Source organism: Pseudomonas sp. AU11447 (genome assembly GCF_001672555.2).
Taxonomy (GTDB): Bacteria; Pseudomonadota; Gammaproteobacteria; order Pseudomonadales; family Pseudomonadaceae; genus Pseudomonas; species Pseudomonas nitroreducens.
Map to the genome: position 1 here is coordinate 19,881 of NZ_LZDG02000035.1, position 20,451 is coordinate 40,331.

Annotated in this window: 20 protein-coding genes; 6 read left to right on the forward strand and 14 right to left on the reverse strand. The window is 66.1% G+C overall.

Going from position 1 to position 20,451, the window contains the following annotated elements; genetic code table 11:
* Positions 1-60 precede the first annotated feature (60 nt).
* Entirely contained in the window at positions 61-612 is a 552-nt protein-coding gene (locus tag A6723_RS10895) for a hypothetical protein (RefSeq protein ID WP_054909361.1), read from the forward strand.
* Here the strand turns inward: A6723_RS10895 and A6723_RS10900 are convergent.
* Positions 609-1,514, reverse strand: coding sequence for a YihY/virulence factor BrkB family protein (locus A6723_RS10900; protein WP_024766407.1), 906 nt, complete (start codon positions 1,512-1,514; stop codon positions 609-611). The genes A6723_RS10895 and A6723_RS10900 overlap by 4 nt on opposite strands.
* 154 nt (positions 1,515-1,668) lie before the next feature.
* Entirely contained in the window at positions 1,669-2,103 is a 435-nt protein-coding gene (locus A6723_RS10905) for a PGDYG domain-containing protein (RefSeq protein ID WP_024766408.1), read from the reverse strand.
* 216 nt (positions 2,104-2,319) lie between these two features.
* Between A6723_RS10905 and A6723_RS10910 the strand changes: the two genes are divergently transcribed.
* The 3 genes from A6723_RS10910 (at position 2,320) to A6723_RS32400 (ending at position 3,169) form a co-directional block, all read left to right on the forward strand.
* Positions 2,320-2,757, forward strand: coding sequence for a hypothetical protein (locus tag A6723_RS10910; RefSeq protein ID WP_054909362.1), 438 nt, complete (start codon positions 2,320-2,322; stop codon positions 2,755-2,757).
* 21 nt (positions 2,758-2,778) lie between these two features.
* Positions 2,779-2,967 carry a hypothetical protein gene (locus A6723_RS10915; RefSeq protein ID WP_054909363.1) on the forward strand — a complete coding sequence of 63 codons (189 nt, stop codon included), beginning with the start codon at positions 2,779-2,781 and terminating at the stop codon, positions 2,965-2,967.
* Between the two features lie 73 nt (positions 2,968-3,040).
* On the forward strand, positions 3,041-3,169 hold the full coding sequence (locus A6723_RS32400) for a hypothetical protein (protein ID WP_017516671.1): 129 nt from the start codon (positions 3,041-3,043) through the stop codon (positions 3,167-3,169).
* Positions 3,170-3,278: 109 nt separating this feature from the next.
* Here A6723_RS32400 and A6723_RS10920 read toward each other — a convergent pair whose 3' ends face one another.
* The 10 genes from A6723_RS10920 to edd form a co-directional block, all read right to left on the reverse strand.
* Entirely contained in the window at positions 3,279-4,115 is an 837-nt protein-coding gene (locus A6723_RS10920) for a D-hexose-6-phosphate mutarotase (RefSeq protein ID WP_024766410.1), read from the reverse strand.
* Between the two features lie 454 nt (positions 4,116-4,569).
* Positions 4,570-5,931, reverse strand: a complete 1,362-nt coding sequence (locus A6723_RS10925; RefSeq protein ID WP_054909397.1) for a carbohydrate porin — start codon at positions 5,929-5,931, stop codon at positions 4,570-4,572.
* A gap of 71 nt (positions 5,932-6,002) precedes the next feature.
* Positions 6,003-7,163 carry an ABC transporter ATP-binding protein gene (locus A6723_RS10930; protein WP_054909364.1) on the reverse strand — a complete coding sequence of 387 codons (1,161 nt, stop codon included), beginning with the start codon at positions 7,161-7,163 and terminating at the stop codon, positions 6,003-6,005.
* A 12-nt stretch (positions 7,164-7,175) separates the two neighbouring features.
* A complete protein-coding gene (locus tag A6723_RS10935) occupies positions 7,176-8,021 on the reverse strand; it encodes a carbohydrate ABC transporter permease (RefSeq protein ID WP_054909365.1) in 846 nt (281 codons plus the stop codon).
* The gene (locus A6723_RS10940) at positions 8,014-8,940 is read right to left on the reverse strand and encodes a carbohydrate ABC transporter permease (RefSeq protein WP_064979643.1); all 927 of its coding nucleotides are present in this window, start codon (positions 8,938-8,940) and stop codon (positions 8,014-8,016) included. Before A6723_RS10940 ends, A6723_RS10935 begins: the two co-directional genes overlap by 8 nt.
* Positions 8,941-9,042: 102 nt before the next feature.
* Complete coding sequence (locus A6723_RS10945) at positions 9,043-10,305, reverse strand: ABC transporter substrate-binding protein (RefSeq protein ID WP_054909367.1); 1,263 nt, start codon at positions 10,303-10,305, stop codon at positions 9,043-9,045.
* A gap of 164 nt (positions 10,306-10,469) precedes the next feature.
* Positions 10,470-11,918: an ATP-binding protein gene (locus A6723_RS10950; protein ID WP_064979645.1), complete on the reverse strand. Its 1,449-nt coding sequence runs from the start codon at positions 11,916-11,918 to the stop codon at positions 10,470-10,472.
* Positions 11,911-12,645 carry a response regulator gene (locus tag A6723_RS10955; RefSeq protein WP_054909369.1) on the reverse strand — a complete coding sequence of 245 codons (735 nt, stop codon included), beginning with the start codon at positions 12,643-12,645 and terminating at the stop codon, positions 11,911-11,913. The genes A6723_RS10950 and A6723_RS10955 overlap by 8 nt, the downstream gene beginning before the upstream one ends.
* 43 nt (positions 12,646-12,688) lie before the next feature.
* Positions 12,689-13,687: a glucokinase gene (locus A6723_RS10960; protein WP_054909370.1), complete on the reverse strand. Its 999-nt coding sequence runs from the start codon at positions 13,685-13,687 to the stop codon at positions 12,689-12,691.
* Positions 13,688-13,809: 122 nt separating this feature from the next.
* A complete protein-coding gene (gene edd / locus A6723_RS10965) occupies positions 13,810-15,636 on the reverse strand; it encodes a phosphogluconate dehydratase (protein WP_054909371.1) in 1,827 nt (608 codons plus the stop codon).
* A gap of 128 nt (positions 15,637-15,764) precedes the next feature.
* Here edd and gap point away from each other — a divergent pair, with 128 nt between their 5' ends.
* Positions 15,765-16,769, forward strand: a complete 1,005-nt coding sequence (gene gap / locus A6723_RS10970; RefSeq protein WP_054909372.1) for a type I glyceraldehyde-3-phosphate dehydrogenase — start codon at positions 15,765-15,767, stop codon at positions 16,767-16,769.
* Positions 16,770-16,943: 174 nt separating this feature from the next.
* On the opposite strand, the gene A6723_RS10975 is transcribed toward gap, so the two are convergent.
* Positions 16,944-17,126, reverse strand: a complete 183-nt coding sequence (locus A6723_RS10975) for a DUF1289 domain-containing protein (protein ID WP_054909373.1) — start codon at positions 17,124-17,126, stop codon at positions 16,944-16,946.
* Between the two features lie 166 nt (positions 17,127-17,292).
* On the opposite strand from A6723_RS10975, the gene A6723_RS10980 reads away from it, so the two are divergent.
* Positions 17,293-18,072, forward strand: a complete 780-nt coding sequence (locus A6723_RS10980) for a hypothetical protein (RefSeq protein ID WP_054909374.1) — start codon at positions 17,293-17,295, stop codon at positions 18,070-18,072.
* A gap of 61 nt (positions 18,073-18,133) precedes the next feature.
* Here the strand turns inward: A6723_RS10980 and bglX are convergent, their stop codons facing one another.
* Entirely contained in the window at positions 18,134-20,431 is a 2,298-nt protein-coding gene (gene bglX / locus A6723_RS10985) for a beta-glucosidase BglX (protein ID WP_256233945.1), read from the reverse strand.
* Positions 20,432-20,451: the final 20 nt, after the last annotated feature.

Below are 20,451 nucleotides of genomic sequence, written 5' to 3' on the forward strand. Positions count from 1 at the left end.
AACCGAACCGGCGCGCCCGCCGGCCGGTCGAACCCTGACACTCGCCCCCGAGGGACTTGCATGGGCAAGCCACACACACCTTACCTGCTGGCCGCCCTGGCCCTGCCAGTGCTGCTGGCCGGCTGCTCCACGCCCGCCAGCAACCCTTGCGACGAGCCGCTGAGCGGCGAGGCCTGCCGCCAGGAACGCCTGCTCTACCAGAACGACATGCTGCAGGCGAAGCTGCTGATCGCCACCGGCGACCTGGCCAACTACGAGCTGGCCGAGGCCCTGCTGACGCGCTCCCTGGAGAAGGACGAGCGCGGCGAGGCGAGCTTCTACATGGCACTGCTGAAGATCAAGGAAGGCCCGCAAGTGGACGAAGTGCTGGCGCTGCTGGGCAAGGCCGCCGACGCCGGCCAACCATACGCGGTGGCGCTGCTGTACAAGATCTGGTCCGAGCCCTTCCTGGTCGAGCAGGCCGACCCGCAGAAGGCCCGGCAGTACCTGGAGGACTACGCCAACCTCGACGTCGCCAAGAGCGGCTACCCGTCCTTCGAGAAGGCCAGCGCGCTGGTCGATGCCCTGCTCAGCGAACCGCCCGCCGTCGCCGGCCAGCCTGCCCAGCCCTAACCCTCGTCCGGCGCCGGCTCGGCCTGGTCGAAGGTGCGTTCGCCTTCACCCTTGCCGTGAGGCAGGTGGTGCTCGATCACCGCATTCAGCTCTGCTCCCAGCAGCAGCACCGCCGACGAGATGTAGAAGTACAGCAGCAGCACGATGATCGCGCCGACGCTGCCGTACATGGCGTTGTAGTCGGCGAAGTTCTTCACGTAGTAGCCGAACCCCAGTGACGCCGATATCCACAGCACCACGGCGAGCACCGACCCGGGCGTGATGAAGCGGAACTTCTGCTGCACGTTGGGCGTGACGTAGTAGATGATCGCCACCGCCATCATCATCAGCAGCACGATCACCGGCCAGCGCAGGATGCTCCAGAGGATCACCACGAAGTCCTCCAGACCCACCTGGGCGGCAATCCAGCCCATCACCTGGGGCCCGAGGATCATCAGCGCGGCGATCAGCATCAGCATGGCCACCAGGCCGAAGGTGTAGAACAGCGACAGCGGGATGCGCTTCCACGCCGGGCGCGCTTCACGCACGTCGTAGGCGGCATTGAGCGCGATCATCAGCGAGCGCACCGCCGCCGAGGACGACCACAGCGCCACCACGATACCGATGGACAGCAGGCCGCCCTGGCGCTGCTGCAATTGGTCGATGACCGGGTTGACCTGGTCCAGCGCCTGGGCGGGCAGCACGTAGTTGGCCTGTTGGCGGAGGAAGTCGAAGAACTCGGGCAGGTGCAGGAAGCCCAGCAGCGCAATGAGGAACAGCAGGAAGGGAAACAGCGAGAACAGCCCCTGGTAAGCCAGCGCAGCGGCGTAGGTGGGCATCTCGTCTTCGAGGAACTCCTTCAGCGTCAGGCTGATCAGTTTCCAGGGCCCCAGACTGAGCCCGCGCATGTCCATGAATCGCATCCCGCACCGTCCTCCCGATGAGCGCTCCACCTGCCGGCAACTGCAGGGTGGACCTGCGCAACGCCGGCAAAGTTGCAAGAAATGCGCGACGCAGAGCGCCCGCCAGCACAGACCATAGCCGCTGGCGGGGCCGGGATGCCAGAGCGGAAAGGTTTCAGTCAGCCAGCCGATAGACCTTGGCGAAACGCTCTGCCTTCACCACGCCGTAGTCGCCGGGCGCGTACTGCATGACCCAGTCGCCCGCGGCGCCGGTGAGACGGTCGCCACCTGCCGAGCGCAGCAGGGTGAAGGGCTGGTCCATGCACCGGGCTAGCACCACGCTGGGACGGTTGCGGTAGGCACCGGGGTGCCCGTGCGTGAGCGCCGCATCGGCGGGCAGGTACTTCGGGTCGAAACGCTCGCGGGAAACGACCCAACTCTCCCCCGTCGCGCTGCTGATGATCGCGTCACCGATAGCGTAGCGGTTCGGCCCTTCGAGGCTCATCAACTCGCCCGGCGCGACGGCGAATTCGACGGTGACGGTTTCATCCTTCACCACGCGTTGCGCGGCGGGATCGGTGCGGAGGTCGAGCTGGGTGAGTTCGATCATGGCGGGACTGCAGACCTGCGGAAATGGTGGGGAACGACCGGTCGCAAGCCTACCTGCAAAAGAATCGTCCCGCGAGCGGCCAGCGGCTGGCGGTGCTCTACACTCACAGGCCATGAGCGTGCAGCCACTGCACACTCGATCGAACCCGGCCATACCCTGGCTGTCGCACCTACTGAGCCTGCACCTCCGCCCCCATCAGCCGTACAGGAATCTCCCATGCCGTTTGCCCGTCTCGCCCTGCCCTTGCTGTTGCTCACCAGCCTTGCCGTCCACGCCGATGACTCTGCCGACGAGGCGAAATTCCTCAAGGAATCGGCGGACTATTTCGACCAGGTGACCAAGGCCAACCTGCCGCGCCAGGTTGACAAGGTGACCACCCTCAACAGCGTGCAGCTCGACCCGGCGAAGAAGATGCTGTATTACCGCTACTCCATCTCCAACCTGCGCCTGGACGCCATGGACCTGGGCGCCCGCGCCAAGTTCGAGAACGGCCTGAAGAAGCAGCTTGAAGGCACTACCTGCGAACAGCCGGACCTGCTGCAGCGCTTCCGCGAACATCACCTGAGCGTCACCCACGAATACGCCGGCAGCGACGCCAAGCCGCTGGCCAGCATCACCATCGACCCGCAGACCCTGAGCTGCGCGAAGACCTGACGCTGCACCCAAGAGCCACCGATGAGCCGTGCCGACTACCACCAGCAACACGCCCAGCGCGCCGAGGCCGAAGCCCGGCGCCTGCTGGCCGAGCGCGACAACCTCGGCGCCCGCTGGCTGCCCTGGGTGGCCAGCGAGCTGTACCGCCTGAGCCCGGCGCCTTACGCCAACATGGTACGCCGCGAACTGGAACGCCTGACCGCCGGCTGAGCGGCCGTGCGCAGCGGGACTATGCTGAAGCTGTCAGCTCTCGGCCCGAGGGCGTCCCCTGGAGGACAGGCTCGTGAAAGGTCTCGACGCGAAGAAACAAGCGAAGAAGAAGCCGCTGAAAACCGCGCATGAAAAACGCATGGCCAAGCGGCAGAAGAAAACCGGCAAGTCGCTGCTGGGTACTCCGCAACAACCGTCCTGAGGGTAATCCCCTCGTCTTGCGGATGGCCTCGGTGAGGGGCTGTCCGCTCACCTCGCCTGGCCGTTGCTTTTCGTAGGAGCGGGCTCAGCCAACCGTTGAAATCAGCCGGTCAGACCAGCCCGGCGCGCAAGTTCAGCAGCATGCGCTCGCCCTGGGCGAGGATCAGCCCGCCCGCACGATAGCCGGCAGCACCAATGCACAGGAAGCGCTCCGCCTCGCCCGGCTCCACCTGCTCCACCGCGCGGCTGCCCGGATGCCAGATGACACTGCCGGCGCTGGTGTTCTTGTCGATGCGCAGGCGGCGCTGCCAGCCGGCATCTTCCAGCACCAGGGAACCGGTGTTGTAGAGCACCTGCTTGACCGCGCCACGCGGCGCCCAGGTATTGGGCAGGCCGCTGGCCTTGCCGTCCAGTTCCATGCCGTGGACCACCGAGCGACGCAGCGAACCCACGCGCCAGTAAGGCTGCAGGGCAAAGCTGAACAGGCAGTCGCTGTCATCCTCGTGGTAGCTGGAAAGTTCGATGTCCAGGTCCTGGCCCAGGCGCGCTTCCAGGCGTACGTGCCAGTCCTCGATATCCAGTTGCCAACTGACGACCGCCTTCTGGTCGTCGGCCCAGGCGTCGAGCATGCGCCACTCGCGCTGGCGCGCCCAGCCATGCTGGGGCCAGTCGGCCTCGGTGGGATGGCTGCCGAACCACGGCCAGCAGACCGGGATACCGCCGCGAATCGGTGCCGTGCTCAGGCTCGGCCACTGGCTGGAACACCACAGCAGCGGGCGTGCGCCGCGCGGCTGGAAGTGCAGCAGTTGCGCGCCCTGGCGGCTGAATACCGCCTGGCATTGCGGATGATCGATGAGCAGCAGGTCGCGACGCTGGAAGCGCACCCAGTCGAAGGGCCGCTTGGCCCGCATGGAATGAAAAAAACGCTGCAGCGGATGCTCGAGCATTGTCCGGATGTCCTGATCCAATCCCTGCCCGGACATTCCGGGGCGTGAAATTCTCTGTAGTTTCACTACATCTTACAGAAAAGGCCGCGATTCTAACCGCAAAGCCTAGTCACGCGCAGCGCTTGCGCCAATGAAAAACGGTTCCTCACCCGCTCCGGGTCTGCCCGCTTCTGGCCTCTGTAGGAGCGAGCTTGCTCGCGAACCGCCTGACACCGGAGCCCCGGGGTATTCGCGAGCAAGCTCGCTCCTGCAAAAAGCAGCACCGTAGGGCGCATAACCTGGAACAGGTTATCCGCCGGCCAGCGCGGCGGATAACGCTGGCGCGTTATGCGCCCTACGAAAGCTGACTGACGCCCTCCGGAGGCAGACAGAGAACCTGCTACCCAAAGCCGTCCACTCAGCTGGCAAAAAAAGGCCCGTCACAAGGACGGGCCAGGTTCGCACCAGGGAGCAATCAGAAGCTGGACTGGATCTTCAGGCCGGCCACCACGGCGTTGTTCACCTCGTCCACACCGCCCGGATGGCGGATGTACTGCAGGTTCGGGCGCACGGTGAGCCAATTGGTCACATGCACGCCGTAGTACAGCTCGGCGTTGTACTCGGTGTCCTGGATGGGCTGGTACAGCGGGTTGTCGTAGTCGTCGATGCCGTTGACCTGGTTCACCAGGCGCTGGCGATCCTGCACGTCGTCGTTGACGTGGATGCGCGCCACGCCGAAGCCGATGTCGTCCTTGGGACGCGCGTCGAACGGGCCTTTGTAGACGACACCGAGCTGCTGGTAGTTGTCGACGGTATTGGTGGCCTTGTCGTGCACGGTGAAGTTGGCGAACAGGCTCAGACCGCGAGAGGCGTCGCCGTTGTGCGCGGTGACCTGCTGCTGCGCCACCACCCACCAGCCGTGCTTACCGCTGTGGGTCTTGGCCGGCTCGCCGGTGAGCGCCTGCGGGTTGCCGTTGACGTCGTCGTACACGTCGTCGGCTTCGGCGGTGCTGTAGTAGTAGCCCAGGCGGTACTCACCCGGCAGTTGCGCGGCGCCGACTTTTGGCATCCACACCAGCTCCACCGGCAGGATGGTGCCCTTGGTGCCGCTGCCGTTGAGCTTGAAGCCGTTGCCGGTTTCCAGGTTCGACGGGTTCTGGTTGTAGGCGCCGACCTGCGCGTACCACTCATCGTTGAAGTTCCACTTCACACGGGCGGCCCACTGGCTGACCGGCCAGTTGTACCAGATGCCGCCCACCCAGTTGCCCACCTGCGAGCCGCAGAAGGCCAGGTTCTGGAAGTCGCAGGGGAAGCTGTTGAAGTCCTCGCCCTCGCCGAAGCGGCCGACCTTCACGTCCAGTGCGCCGTCGAAGTACTGCTGTTTGATCCACATCTGCGTCAGGCGCCAGGTCTGGCCCCGGCCCCAGACTTCCTGCACGGAGCTGAACTGCCCGGCGCGCGGGTCGCTGATGCGGTCGTTGGAGAGGTTGCGACCGCTGCGCTCGGTCACCGTCAGCTGGAACTCGGTGGCTTCCCAGCCGAGGATCTTCTGCAGGTCCAGGTGGGTGCCGAGGGCGAACTGGTCGGAGTAGCGTGCGGTGGTGTGCTGGTCGTAGCCGCCGCCCAGGTTGCTGGCGACCTCGCCGACGTAGTCGAGCTTGAAGTCGTAGCCCTTCTCCAGCAGCTCGGTGCGCTTGCCTCCCCAGTCGCCCAGGCCCCACTGGGACTCGGATGAAAAGGCGTCAGCGGCCTGGGCGTGGCCCGCGCAGGCGCCACCCAGGGCGATCACGCAGCCCAGGGTACGGGCGATTGGCCGGGTATTCTTGTTCTTGTGCATCTCCAGCATCCTCGTTGTCTTGGTTTCTAGCGTAGTTACAGGCAGTGGATTTCAAGCAGTGGTCGTACCGTTCAGGAATGCTTCTGTCGGGCCAGCGGCGTCACCTTGCTCGCGCCGTCGCCGCGCGGCTCAGCGCGCAGGCGCTCGCCGCTCTGCGCGTCGAACAGCAGCGCACGGGAAGGATCGAAGCGCAGTTGCAGGGACGAGCCCGGTTGCGGCGACTGGTCCGGCGCGAGGCGGCAGCAGACCTTGGCACCGTTGAGCGTGACGAAGACCAGGGTGTCCGGACCGGTGGGCTCGACGACTTCGACCTCGGCGCGCAGGTCGCTCGGCCCGTTGGCGCCATCGGTGGCCAACTGCACCTGTTCCGGGCGCACGCCGAGGATCAGCTCGCGCCCCTCGGCCAGCCCGGCGTCCAGTTGCAGCGGCAGCTCGCAGCGGTCCTGGCCGCTGTCCAGCAGGCCGACCAGGCGGCCGCCCTGCTGCTGCACCTTGAGCGGAATGAAGTTCATCGGCGGCGAGCCGATGAAGCTGGCAACGAACAGGTTCGCCGGGTCGTTGTAGATCTGCTGCGGCGTGCCGAACTGCTGGACGATGCCGTCCTTCATCACCGCCACCTTGTCGCCCAGGGTCATGGCCTCGATCTGGTCGTGGGTCACGTAGACCGTGGTGGTCTTCAGGCGCTGGTGCATCAGCTTGATCTCGGTGCGCATCTCCACGCGCAGCTTGGCGTCGAGGTTCGACAGCGGTTCGTCGAACAGGTAGATCTTCGGCCGCCGCGCCAGCGCCCGGCCCATGGCCACGCGCTGCTGCTGGCCGCCGGAGAGCTGCGAGGGCTTGCGCTCGAGCAGGTGCTCGATCTGCAGCAGCTTGGAGACCCGTGCCACTTCGGCGTCGATCTCGGCCCTGGGCAGCTTGCGGATCTTCAGGCCGAAGGCGATGTTCTCGCGCACGCTCATGGTCGGGTACAGCGCATAGGACTGGAACACCATGGCAATGTCGCGATCCTTCGGGCTCATCCCGCTGATGTCCTGGCCATCGACCAGGATCGCACCGCCGGTGACGTTCTCCAGCCCTGCGATGCAGTTCATCAGGGTGGATTTGCCGCAGCCGGAGGGGCCGACCAGGATCAGGAATTCGCCCGAGCCGATCGACAGGTTGATCGACTTCAGCGTGTCGGCCAGGCCGCCGCCGTAGGACTTGTGCAGGTTGCGCAGTTCGAGTGTGGACATCTTGGGCTTACCTCAACCTTTGACCGCGCCGGCAGTCAGCCCGCGCACGAAGTACTTGCCAGCCAGTACGTAGACCACCAGCGTGGGCAGCGCCGCGATCATCGCGGCGGCCATGTCGACGTTGTATTCCTTGACCCCGGTGCTGATGTTCACCAGGTTGTTCAGCGCCACGGTGATGGGCTGCGCGTCGCCGCTGGCGAACACCACACCGAACAGGAAGTCGTTCCAGATCTGGGTGAACTGCCAGATCAGGCAGACCATCACGATGGGCGTGGACATGGGCATCAGGATGCGCAGGAAGATGGTGAAGAAGCCGGCGCCGTCCAGCCGCGCGGCCTTCACCAGGGCATCGGGAATCGCCACGAAGTAATTGCGGAAGAACAGCGTGGTGAAGGCCAGCCCGTAGATGCAGTGGACCATCACCAGGCCGGTGGTGGTGTTGGCCAGCCCGAGCTTGCCGAGGGTGAAGGACATCGGCAGGAGGATCACCTGGAACGGCAGGAAGCAGCCGAACAGCAGCGCGCCGAAGAACAGCTGCGAGCCGCGGAAGCGCCACATCGACAGCACGTAGCCGTTCATGGCGCCGATGAAGGTGGAGATCAGCACGCCCGGCACGGTGATCTTCACCGAGTTCCAGAAGTAGTCGCCCACCGCGCTCCAGGCCTTCACCCAGCCGATCGCGGTGAACACGTCCGGCAGCGCCAGCAGGTTGCTGGTGCGGATGTCCTCGGGCGACTTGAAGCTGGTCAGCAGCATCACCAGCAGCGGGATCACATACAGCGCCACGGCGCCCCAGAGGGTCGCGTGCACCGCCAGGCGGGTCAGGCTGAACGACGGTTTCAGGGTCGAGTCATGCATGGCGCTTGCCCCGCAGTTCGGAGTACAGGTACGGCACGACGATGGCCAGCACGGCGCCCAGCATCAGCATCGCGCTGGCCGCGCCGAGGCCCATCTGGCCGCGGGTGAAGGTGTGGGCATACATGAACATCGCCGGCAGGTCGGAGGAGTAGCCGGGGCCACCGGCGGTCATCGCGGCGACCAGGTCGAAGCTCTTGATGGCGATGTGCGCGAGGATCATCAGCGCGCTGAAGAACACCGGGCGCAGGCTCGGCAGGACGATGCGCAGGTAGATGGTCGGCAGGCTTGCACCGTCCACCTGCGCGGCGCGCACAATGGCCGGGTCGACCCCGCGCAGGCCGGCGAGGAACAGCGCCATGACGAAGCCCGAGGCCTGCCAAACGGCGGCGATCACCAGGCAGTAGACGACCCGTTCCGGGTCCACCAGCCAGTCGAAGCGAAAGCCGGTCCAGCCCCAGTCGCGCAGCAGCTTGTCCAGGCCCAGGCCGGGATTGAGCAGCCACTTCCAGGCGGTGCCAGTGACGATCATCGACAGTGCCATGGGGTACAGGTACACGGTGCGGATGAAGCCTTCGCGGCGGATGCGCTGGTCCAGCAGCACGGCGAGGAAGACGCCGAGCACCAGGCAGGTGCCAATGAACAGGCCGCCGAACAACAGCAGGTTCTTGCTCGCCACCCACCAGCGGTCGTTGTCCCACAGGCCCAGGTACTGGCTCAGGCCCGCCCAGCTGTACGCCGGCATGAAGCGCGAATTGGTAAAGGACAGCAGCAGCGTCCAGCCGATGTAGCCGTACACGCAGACCAGCACCACGAGCATGCTCGGGGCCAGCACCAGCTTCGGCAGCCAGGCCTGCAGGCCGTCGAGCAGCGAAGCCCGAGGCGCGGCGGCGGGAGTGAAAGTCGGGGATCGGGTCGCCATCTGCTTTCTCGAGGATGAGTGAGCCCACCCGGGCTGCCGTGGCGGCCCGGAGTCGTTCTGGGGAATCAGGAAGCCGGCTCCGTCACGGAGCCGGCGAGCGCGTTACTGCGCGGCGGCCTGGATGGCGGCGCCCAGTTGCTGCGCGGCCTTCTGCGGATCGGCGGCGGGGTCGTTGAAGAAGTTGGTGACCACGTCGAAGATCGCGCCCTGCACGTAGCTGGAGGCGGCCATGCTGTGGGCCATGCTCGGCACCAGGTTGCCGTCGGCGGAGGCGGCCTTGAAGTCCTTCATGGACTGCTGGGCGCAGGCGTCGAAGGGCGTCATGTCGACGTCCAGGCGCACCGGGATCGAGCCCTTGTTCAGGCTGAAGTCCTTCTGGAACGCCGGGTCGAGCACCGCGCGAGCGAGGTCTTCCTGGGCCTTGCGGTTCTCGGCGTTGCTCAGCTTGAACATCACCAGGGAATCGATGTTGTAGTCGAAAGCCTTCTGCGTGCCGGGGAACGGCAGGCACTGGTAGTCCTTGCCCGCCACCTTGCCGGCGGCAGTGAACTCGCTCTTGGCCCAGTCGCCCATGATCTGCATGCCGGCCTTGCCGTTGATCACCATGCCGGTAGCGACGTTCCATTCGCGGCCGGCAGCGTCGGCGTCAACGTAGCTGTGCAGCTTCTTCAGCGCGGCGAAGACGTCGGCCATCTGTGCGCCGGTCAGCGTCGCCTTGTCCTGCTCGACGAAGGCCTTGCGGTAGCCTTCGGGGCCCATCTTGCTCAACACCAGGTTCTCGAACAGCGTGCCGTCCTGCCAGGGCTGGCTACCGTGGGCGAGCGCCGTGAAGCCGGCAGCCTTGAGCTTGTCAGCGGCGGCGAAGAGCTCGTCCAGGGTGGTCGGCGGCGTGGCGCCGGCCTTCTTGAAGACTTCCGGGTTGATGTACAGCCAGTTGACCCGGTGCACGTTGACCGGCACGGCCACGTAGTCGCCCTTGTACTTCATGATCTGCGCCACCTGCGGCGGCAGCAGTTGGTCCCACTTGCCTTCGGCAGCGACATCGTTGAGGTCGGCGAGCAGACCGAGTTCGCCCCATTCCTGGATGTCCGGCCCCTTGATCTGCGCGGCGGCCGGCGGATTGCCGGAGACGGCGCGGGTCTTCAACACGGTCATGGCGGCTTCACCACCGCCCCCGGCGACGGCAAAGTCCTTCCAGGTGTGGCCCTTGGCCTCGACGAGTTTCTTCAGGGTTTCGGCGGCGCGCTTCTCGCCAGGGGAAGTCCACCAGTGCAGCACTTCGACTTCACCGGCGTGGGCCAGCATCGGGGAGAGACAGAAAGAGGAAAGACAGATGGCGGCCGACAGGCGACGGATCGCATTCATGGGGAGCACCTTGTTCTTGTTATTGGAGGCAAGTCTGCGCTTGCGATGGTCCGAGTCTATCCAAGGCATTCCGCTCTCCGGGTAACGAAGCGATCTTCGATTGTCACGGGGTGGTGACATTTGGGCGGGAGTTCATTGGAAAAGTTGCCGAGGTTGGAGGCGCCCTACTCCACCTCCAACCTCGGCAACCGCAACGTCACCCGCAACCCGCCCTCGCGGCGATTCTGCAGGCTGACCTCGCCGCCGTGGGTGTGGGCGATATTGCGCGCGATGCCCAACCCGAGGCCGTAGCCCTGGCCGCGTTCGGAGAGCCGGAAGCGCGGCTCGAAGACCTTCTCCAGGCGCTGTTCCGGTACGCCGGGGCCCTGGTCGTCGACGTGCAGCACCACGGCATCGGCATCGTCCTCGATGCTCAGTTGCGCGCGCTCGCCGTACTTCAACGCGTTGTCCAGCAGGTTGCCGATGCAGCGCTTGAGCGCCAGCGGCTTGCCGGGATAGGGCTCGCGCGCCGCGCCGATGACCTGGACCCGGCCATCGGCGAGGTAGGGCCCGGCGATGTACTGCAGCAGTTGGTTGAGGTCTACCGGCTCGATGTTCTCGTGGATGTCGGTGTCCTTCACGCATTGCAGCGCGCCCTTCACCAGCAGTTCCAGTTCGTCGAGGTCGTGGCTGAACTTGTCCCGCGCCTGCTCGTCGTCCAGCAACTCGGCACGCAGGCGCAGTCGGGTGATCGGCGTGCGCAGGTCGTGGGAGATACCACTGAACAACTGGCCCCGCTCGTTGACGTAGCGGTCGATGCGCTCGCGCATGGTGTTGAAGGCCCGCGAGACTTCCACCAGCTCGCTCGCCCCGTTCTCCTCCAGCGGCTGGTCCTGGCCGCCCAGGGCAATGTCGCGGGCCGCGCGGGCGAGGTGCTTGAGCGGGCGGCTCTGCCAGTGCACCAGCAAGCCGGTGAACAGCAGCAACAGGAGGCTGGTGAAGGCGATGGAAATGATCTGCTGCGGTGGCAGGCCCTCGGGTTCCAGGGTCACGTAGGGCGCCGGCATCAGGCTGGCGATGTACAGCCATTCGCTCTCGCCGATGCGGATCTGCGTGACCAGCACCGGCGGGTTCACCGGTTCCAGGGTCAGTGCGTAGTGCGCCCAGGAGCGCGGCAGCTCCTCCAGCTTCAGCTCGCCATTGAACAGCCGCAGGTCGTCGGGGCTGACGAACTCCACCTGCAGCTCCACGTCCTTGCCCAGCTTCTGGTGCAGCACGTCCTGCACGATGTCGATCACCGCCTGTTTGTTGGTGGTGTCGGGCAGCGCGCGCAGGTTCAGCGGGCGCTCGTTGAGCGAGACGAAGAAGCGCGTGCCGCCCATGCTGCGCAACTGGTCCAGCACCAGCGGGCGGTAGCCGATGGGCAACGAGCGGAAGTAACTGACACTGGCGGCCATGGAATAGGCCAGGCTGCGCGAGCTGGTGAGCAGGCCGTCGCGCTGGCTGGAGCGCAGGTGGGATATCCAGAACAGGCTCGACAGCCCCTGGGCGAGCAGTACCGCCAGCAGGGTGAGCAGCAGCATGCGGCCGAGCAGCGAGCGCGGTACCAGGGCCCAGCGGCGGCGCTCACTCATGGCCGGCGAGGTGCGGGCGAACCTGGGCGGCCAGCAGGTAACCGCTGCCGCGCACGGTCTGGATCAGCCGCGCCGGTTTCTCGGTGTCACGCAGACGCTGGCGCAGGCGTGACACGGCCATGTCGACGATGCGCTCCAGCGGCATCACCTCGCGGCCACGGGTGGCGCTGGCGATGGTGTCGCGGTCGAGAATCTGCCGGGGATTGTCGAGGAACAGCTTGAGCAGGGCGAAGTCGGCACCACTGAGGAAATGCTCCTCGCCGTCCTCGTGGAACAACCGGTGGCTGATGGTATCCAGCCGCCAATCGTCGAAAGCGATGACCTCGCCGCCGCGCACCTGGGTGAACTGCGCGCGACGCAGCAGCGCCTTGATCCGCGCCAGCAACTCGCGGGGGCTGAAGGGTTTGCCGAGGTAATCGTCGGCACCCAGCTCCAGGCCCACCACGCGGTCGGCCTCGTCGGAACTGGCGGTGAGCATGATCACCGGCATGCAGGCGTGGCGCTGGTGCGAGCGAATCCAGCGGCACAGGCTGAAGCCGTCCTCGTCGGGCAGCATCACGTCGAGGATCGCCAGGGCGGACTCCTCATCGCACAGCGCGCGGCGGAAGTCCTCGCCGTTGGCGACGGCGCGCACCTGGAAACCGGCGCGGCTCAGGTAGGTGTCCAGCAGCTCGCGGATTTCCTGGTCGTCGTCCACCAGCAGGATGGATTTGGCAGGCTGGTTCACTTCGGGCGTCCTTTCTTGTTGTTTTCAACGGTGGCGCGGTGAATCAGCCTTCGTTGCGCAGTGCCTGTTCCAGGGCCACGCCGGCGCCGAACAGCCCCGGATGATCCGCGGTCATGACCCATACCGGCACCGGATCGAGATAAGGCCCGCTGGTCTTGCCGCGGGTGCGGAACGCCTCGGCGAAGCCGCTGCGCTGGAAGCGTTCGAGGAAGCGCGGGACGATGCCGCCGGTGATGTACACGCCACCCAGCGCGCCGACCGTCAGCACGGCGTTGCCGGCGACCCGCGCCAGCCACAGGAAGAAGTGCTCCAGCACCGCGTCGGCGTAGGCGTCGCCGGCCATGGCGCGCTCGCCGATCTCGGCGGCAGTGGCGCATTTGGGCTCCACGCCATCGAGCTGGCAGCTCATGCGGTAGAGGTTTTCCAGGCCGCTGCCGGAGAGCACGCGCTCGGCCGAGACGTGGCCATATTTCTCGCGAAGCAGTTGCCAGAGGGCGAAGTCGCGCTCGGAGGTCACCGGCAGGTCGACGTGGCCACCTTCGCAGGGCAGCACTTCCCAGCCACCGTTCGGCAGCGGCATCAGGCTGCCGACGCCCAGGCCGGTGCCGGGGCCGATGATCAGCTTGGCGCGCCCCTCCAGAGCCTTGCCCGGACGCACCTGTACCAGATGCTCTTCCGACAGTCGCGAAGCTGCCCAGGCCATGGTGCTGAAGTCGTTCACCAGCAGCAGGTGGCTCAGCCCCAGTTCAGTACGGAAGGCATCGCGCTGGATGACCCAGTGGTTGTTGGTGAACTTGAAGTCGCCGGCACCGACCGGCCCGGCACAGGCCAGGCAGACGTTCTCGACAGAAGAGAGCGGCTGGCCGATACGCTGCAGGTAATGGCGCACGGCGTCTTCCGGGCGCGGATAGTCGGCACAGGCCAGGACCTCGATGGATTCGAGGACTTCACCGCGCCACAGGGCGAAGCGGGCATTGGTGCCACCGATGTCGCCGACCAGGGCGAAACCGTTCGAGGCGGAGTGAGCTTTGTTGGAGTTCATTGCGGGCTCGGGCCTGGAAGTTGGGTGAAAGGGTGCGGCGCGGAATCATGCCAGCATAGGCCAGCGCCGAAAACGCCCCGCGCGATGGACAGGCAGTCCCTTCGCGCGGGGCGCTGCGACAGTCAGCTCGGACCGTTCAGTTCAGCCGTGAAGCTGCAGGCGCCCTGCTCCGCCGGGCTGAAGGCATTGCGCATGAAGGCGAACAGCTCGCGGCCCATGCCCAGGTTATCAATGGCCGGAGTCTCGACGAGCGGACGCGCCTCCCATTCCGCCGCATCCACCAGCACACGCAGTTCGCCGGTCGTGCCGTCGACGCGTACCACGTCGCCGTCGCGCAGCTTGGCCAGCGGGCCGCCGTTGAGCGCTTCCGGGGACACATGGATGGCCGCCGGCACCTTGCCGGACGCGCCGGACATGCGCCCGTCGGTGACCAGCGCGACCTTGAAGCCGCGGTCCTGCAGCACACCGAGGAATGGCGTGAGCTTGTGCAACTCCGGCATGCCATTGGCGCGCGGGCCCTGGAAACGCACCACGGCGACCAGATCACGCTCCAGTTCGCCGGCCTTGAAGGCGGCGGCCAGGCTCGACTGGTCATGGAAGATGCGCACCGGCGCCTCGACGATCTGGTGTTCCACCGCAACGGCAGAGACCTTCATCACGCCGCGGCCCAGGTTGCCCTCCATCAGGCGCAGGCCGCCCTCGGGCGAGAACGGCTTGTCGATGGGGCGCAGGATGTTCTCGTCCAGGCTCGCCGCCGGGCCTTCGCGCCAGACCAGCTTGCCGCCATCGAGGAAGGGCTCCTGGATATAACGACGCAGGCCCTTGCCGACCACGGTCTGCACGTCTTCGTGCAGCAGGCCGCCGTCGAGCAACTGGCGGATCAGGAAGGACATGCCGCCCGCCGCCTGGAAGTGGTTGATGTCGGCCTGGCCGTTGGGATAGATGCGCGCCAGGGTCGGCACGATCTCGGAGAGGTCGGCCATGTCCTGCCAGGTCAGCTGGATGCCGGCCGCCTGGGCGATGGCGAGCAGGTGCAGGGTGTGGTTGGTCGAGCCGCCGGTGGCCAGCAGCGCCACCACCGAGTTGACCATGGCCTTCTCGTCGACGATCTCCGCCATGGGCACGAACTGGCCGTTCTCCGGCGTCAGGCGCGCAGCCTGGCGAGCGGCTTCGCGGGTCAGCTCGTCGCGCAGCGGGGTGTTCGGGTTGACGAAGGAAGCGCCCGGCAGGTGCAGGCCCATCACTTCCACCAGCAACTGGTTGGTGTTGGCGGTGCCATAGAAGGTGCAGGTGCCCGGCGCGTGGTAGGAGGCCATTTCCGAAGCCAGCAGCTCCTCGCGGGTGGCCTTGCCTTCGGCGAACAACTGGCGCACTGCGGCCTTCTCCTTGTTGGAGATACCGGTAGGCATGGGGCCGGCGGGCACGAACACCACCGGCAGATGGCCGAAGCGCAGCGAGCCGATCAGCAGGCCGGGGACGATCTTGTCGCACACACCCAGGCACAGCGCGGCATCGAACATGTTGTGCGACAGAGCGATGGCGGTGCCCATGGCGATCACGTCGCGGCTGGCCAGGGACAGTTCCATGCCCGGCTCGCCCTGGGTCACGCCATCGCACATGGCCGGCACGCCGCCGGCGAACTGGCCGACCGAACCGATCTGTCGCAGGGCGTCCTTGATCAGCTCGGGGAAGCGCTCCAGCGGCTGGTGCGCGGAGAGCATGTCGTTGTAGGCGGAGACGATGGCGACGTTGGCCTGGTTCATCAGCCGCAGCGCCTGTTTGTCGGAATCACCACAGGCCGCAACGCCATGGGCGAGGTTGCCGCAGGGCAGCGTGCCGCGGTGCGGGCCCTTGGTGGCGGCAGCCTTGACCAGGTCGAGGTAGCGCTGTCGCGTGGCCGCGCTGCGGGCCTGGATACGCTGGGTGACTTCAAGCACACGGGGGTGCATGGCAGCATTCTCCTACAGACTATCAGTTGTTGTTTTTACAACATAATTGTTTATTCCAAGGCGTTTACTTTTCAACGGCGTGGAAATTTAATGGTTTTTACCACAACAAAAGAAAAGAGACGACCTCAATGACTATACGCCTGGCAATCAACGGATTTGGCCGCATCGGTCGGAACGTACTCCGCGCGCTCTACTCGGGCGGCTATCGCCAGCACCTGCAAGTGGTGGCGATCAACGACCTCGGTGACGCCGCGATCAACGCTCATCTGCTGCAGTTCGACAGCGTGCATGGGCGTTTTCCCGGCCAGGTCGAGCATGACGCCGAAAGTCTCAGGGTAGAGGGCGACGTGATTGCCGTCACGGCCATCCGCGATCCGGCGCAGCTGCCGTGGAAGGCGCTGGCGGTGGATATCGTGCTCGAATGCACCGGCCACTTCACCTCCCGCGACAAGGCTGCCGCGCACCTGCAGGCCGGGGCGCGCCAGGTGCTGATCTCGGCGCCGGGCCAGGGCGTCGACGCCACGGTGGTCTTCGGCGTCAACGAAGGCATCCTGCGCGCCGAACACCAGATCGTCTCCAACGCCTCCTGCACGACCAACTGCCTGGCGCCGGTGGCCCAGGTGCTGCACCGCGAACTGGGCATCGAGCACGGGCTGATGACCACCATCCACGCCTACACCAACGACCAGAGCCTCTCCGACGTCTACCACAGCGACCCCTACCGGGCGCGCTCGGCGACCCAATCGATGATCCCGACCAGGACCGGCGCCGCCGAAGCGGTAGGCCTGGTGCTGCCGGAACTGGCCGGCAAGCTGACGGGGCTGGCGGTGCGGGTTCCCGTTATTAACGTCTCGCTGGTGGACCTCACGGTGCAGGTCGGCCGCGATACCAGCGCGCAGGAAGTCAACGAGCTGATGGAGCGTGCCAGCGAGCTTTCGCCGATCCTCGGCTTCAATCGCCTGCCGCTGGTCTCGGTGGACTTCAATCACGATCCTCGCTCGGCCATCTTCGATGCCAGCCATACGCGGGTGAATGCGCGGCTGGTGAAGGTGATGGCCTGGTACGACAACGAGTGGGGGTTTTCCAATCGGATGCTGGATACGGCGAGGGCGATGGTTTCGGCGCGGGGGTGAACGGCGCTCGGCTGCCCGCAAGAGCCCCTCACCCCTGCCCTCTCCCAGAGGGAGAGGGAGCCGATTGTGCCGGCTGGCGCCATTGGCTCTCCCTGCACAGAACGGTCCCCTCTCCCTCTGGGAGAGGGTTAGGGTGAGGGAAATACAGGGCACAGAGCTGCCAGGTTGGCCTGTTTAGCGATAGCGACGTCTTCCCTGCGCCTCCAGCACCAGCAGGCGCATGTCGGCCTCGGCCAGGATCGCTTCCTGGCCGAGATGATCGACGCGCTTCCACGCCTTGATTTCCTCGCGGCTGCGGCCACAGCCCAGGCAGATACCTTCTTCGAACTCGCAGACCTTGATGCACGGACTCTTCACGGACTTCCTCGTGGTTTCGGCTGGATGAATGTCAGTGGGTCTCTACTAATGGACACCCGCGCGGCGCCAAGGTCCAACTCGATTTCCCCATCGGCGCCATCGACCCTGGCAATCGAAGGGTGCGCGCCTTGCTAGAATCCGCCGTCCACGCTGCCCGACCTCGCCCATGCTCGCCCTCAAGCTCACCCTCGTTCCGCTGTTCCTGCTGCTGGTCTCGCTCTCCGGGCGCTGGTGGGGCCCGGCCGTGGCCGGCTGCCTGGCCGCCCTGCCCGCCATCGCGGGGCCGATCCTCTATCTGATCACCGTGGAGCATGGCCGCCAGTTCGGCGCTCACGCCGCGCTGCTCGCACTGGCCGCGATCTTTGCCGCTGAAGCGTTCAACTTCGCCTATGCCTGGATCTGTCGGCGCCACGGATGGCCGCTGGCACTGACCGGCGCGATGCTCGCCTGGCTGGTGGCCGGCTGGGCACTGACGCAACTGCCCGCCTCGCCCGTCTGGGCGTTGCTCGCTGCGGCCATGGGCGCGTTGACCAGTCAGCTGTTCATGCCCCGTGCCGAGTTGAGCGCCGCCATCGCTCCACTGGGCCGCTTCGAACTGAGCCTGCGCATGCTCGCCGGCGCGCTGCTGACGCTGGCCGTCACCGCCCTCGCCGGCTGGGCGGGCCCCAGCTGGAGTGGCTTGCTGGCGGTATTCCCGCTGCTCTCCATCGTGCTTTGCGTGTCGTCCCAGCGGCTGCACGGGCCGGGTTTCGTCATTGCCCTGCTGCGCGGCATGGTCACCGGGCGCCCGGCTTTCGCGGCTTTCTGCCTGTGTCTGGCGCTGCGTTTGCCTGGCAATGACATCCTGCCCAGCTTTGCCGAGGCGGCACTGCTGGCCGTTCTGCTACAGGGCACAGTGCGCTGGCTGATCGGCGTGCGATCGCGAAGGCTCGCCAAAGCCGCCTGACAAAGAAAAACGCCACGGCTGGACCAGCCGTGGCGTTTTCGTCTGCAGCAGCGGGTAACGCTTAGAGCAGCGTGAAGCTCTGCTCCTTCACGTTGTCCGAATCCAGGCCGACGTAGACCTTGAACTCGCCCGGCTCCGAGGCGTAGCGCAACTGGCTGTCGTAGAAGCGCAGGTCTTCCTCGCGGATCGGGAACTGCACCACTTTCGACTCGCCCGGCTGCAGCAGGATCTTCTCGAAGCCCTTGAGCTCCTTGACCGGACGGCTGATGGACGCGGCGACGTCGCGCAGGTAGAGCTGCACGGTGGTTTCGCCGGCGACCTTGCCGGTGTTCTTCACGGTGACGCTGGCGGTCAGCTGGTCGCCCTTCTTCAGCTTGGCCGCCGACAGCTTCACGTCGGAGACGCTGAAGTCGGTGTAGCTCAAGCCGTAGCCGAACGGGTACAGCGGGCCGTTCTCCGAGTCGAAGTAGCGCGAGGTGTACTTGTTCGGGTGCTCGTGGTCGAACGGGCGGCCGGTGTTCAGGTGGTTGTAGTAGATCGGCACCTGGCCCACGGAGCGCGGGAAGGTCATGGTCAGCTTGCCCGACGGGTTGTAGTCGCCGAACAGCACGTCGGCGATGGCATTGCCACCTTCGGTGCCGCTGAACCAGGTTTCCAGCACGGCGTCGGCGTTGGCGCTTTCCCAGCGCAGGTCCATCGGCCGGCCGTTCATCAGCACCAGCACCAGCGGTTTGCCGGTGGCCTTGAGGGCCTTGAGCAGCTCGATCTGGCTTTGCGCGATGTGCAGGTTGGTCTTGCTCGACGCCTCGTGGGCCATGCCCTGGGATTCGCCGACCACGGCCACCACCACGTCAGCCTGCTTCGCCTTCTCGACGGCTTCGTCGATCATGGCCTTCGGGCTGCGCGGGTCGACCTTCACGTCATCGCTGTACTCGTTGAGGTATTTGACGATCTCCGGATCGTCGGTGACGTTGGCGCCCTTGGCGTAGAGCAGCGCGGCGTGGCCACGGGTGGCGGTGCCCATGCCTTCGAGCACGGTCACGGCCTGGAAGGCCTTGCCGGCGGCGGACCAGCTGCCCATCACGTCGCGCTTGCTGTCGGCCAGCGGGCCGATCAGGGCGATCACGCCGTCGCGCTTGAGCGGCAGCACGCCGCCTTCGTTCTTCAGCAGGACCATGCCCTTACGCGCGATCTCGCGGGCGTCGGCGCGGTGCAGGCGTTCTTCGGCATCGGTATCCACCGGGTCCTTGCCCTGCAGGTAACGGTACGGGTCCTGGAACAGGCCCATGTCCCACTTGGCGGCGAGCACGTCGCGGCAGGCACGGTCGATCTCGTCCTGGCTGATCAGCCCGGCCTTGAGCAGCTCGGGCATGTGCTTGCCGTAGAGGTCGTCGTTCATGTTCATTTCGACGCCAGCGTTGATCGCTGCCTGGGTGGCATCGCGCTCGGTGGCGGCCACGCCGTGCTTGATCAGCTCCAGCACCGCACCGTGGTCGCTCAGGGTCAGGCCCTTGTAGCCCCACTGCTTGCGCAGCAGGTCCTGCAGCAGCCACTTGTTGGCGGTGGCGGGCACGCCGTTGATGCTGTTGAGCGAGACCATCACCGCACCAGCGCCGGCATCGATGGCCGCGCGGTACGGCGGCAGGTAGTCCTGGAACATGCGCTGCGGGCTCATGTCCACGGTGTTGTAGTCGCGACCGCCTTCGCCGGCGCCGTACAGGGCGAAGTGCTTGACCCCGGCCATGATGGTTTCCGGCTGGTTCAAGCCCTTGCCCTGGTAGCCCTTGACCACTGCGGCGGCGACCTTGCTGGTCAGCCAGGCGTCTTCGCCGAAGCCTTCGGAAACACGGCCCCAGCGTGGATCGCGGGCGATGTCGACGGTGGGCGAATAGGTCAGGTTGAGGCCGTCGGCGCTGGCCTCGATGGCCGAGACGCGCGCGCTGCGCTCGATGGCCGCCAGGTCCCAGCTTGCCGCCAGCCCCAGGCCGATGGGGAATACGGTGCGGTGGCCGTGAACCACGTCGTAGGCAAAGAACAGCGGAATCTTCAGGCGGCTCTTCATGGCCGCGTCCTGCAGGTCACGGATGCCCGGACGGACCACGGTGTTGAATACCGCGCCGGTGGTGCCCTCGGCGATTTCCTTCAGCAGTACCGGCTTGGGATGGTCCGGCCCGACGCTGACCAGGCGCAGCTGGCCGATCTTCTCTTCCAGTGTCATACGCTGCATCAGGCTGTCGATGAAGGCGTCCTTCGACTGGCCGGCGAGCGGTACGGCAGGAGCATCGGCAGGCGCCTGGGCGGCGGAAAGCGAAGCGCTGGTCAGGCCCAGCAGGAGGCCGAGCCAGCAGATACGGCTGATTGGAGTTCTTTTCATATGGG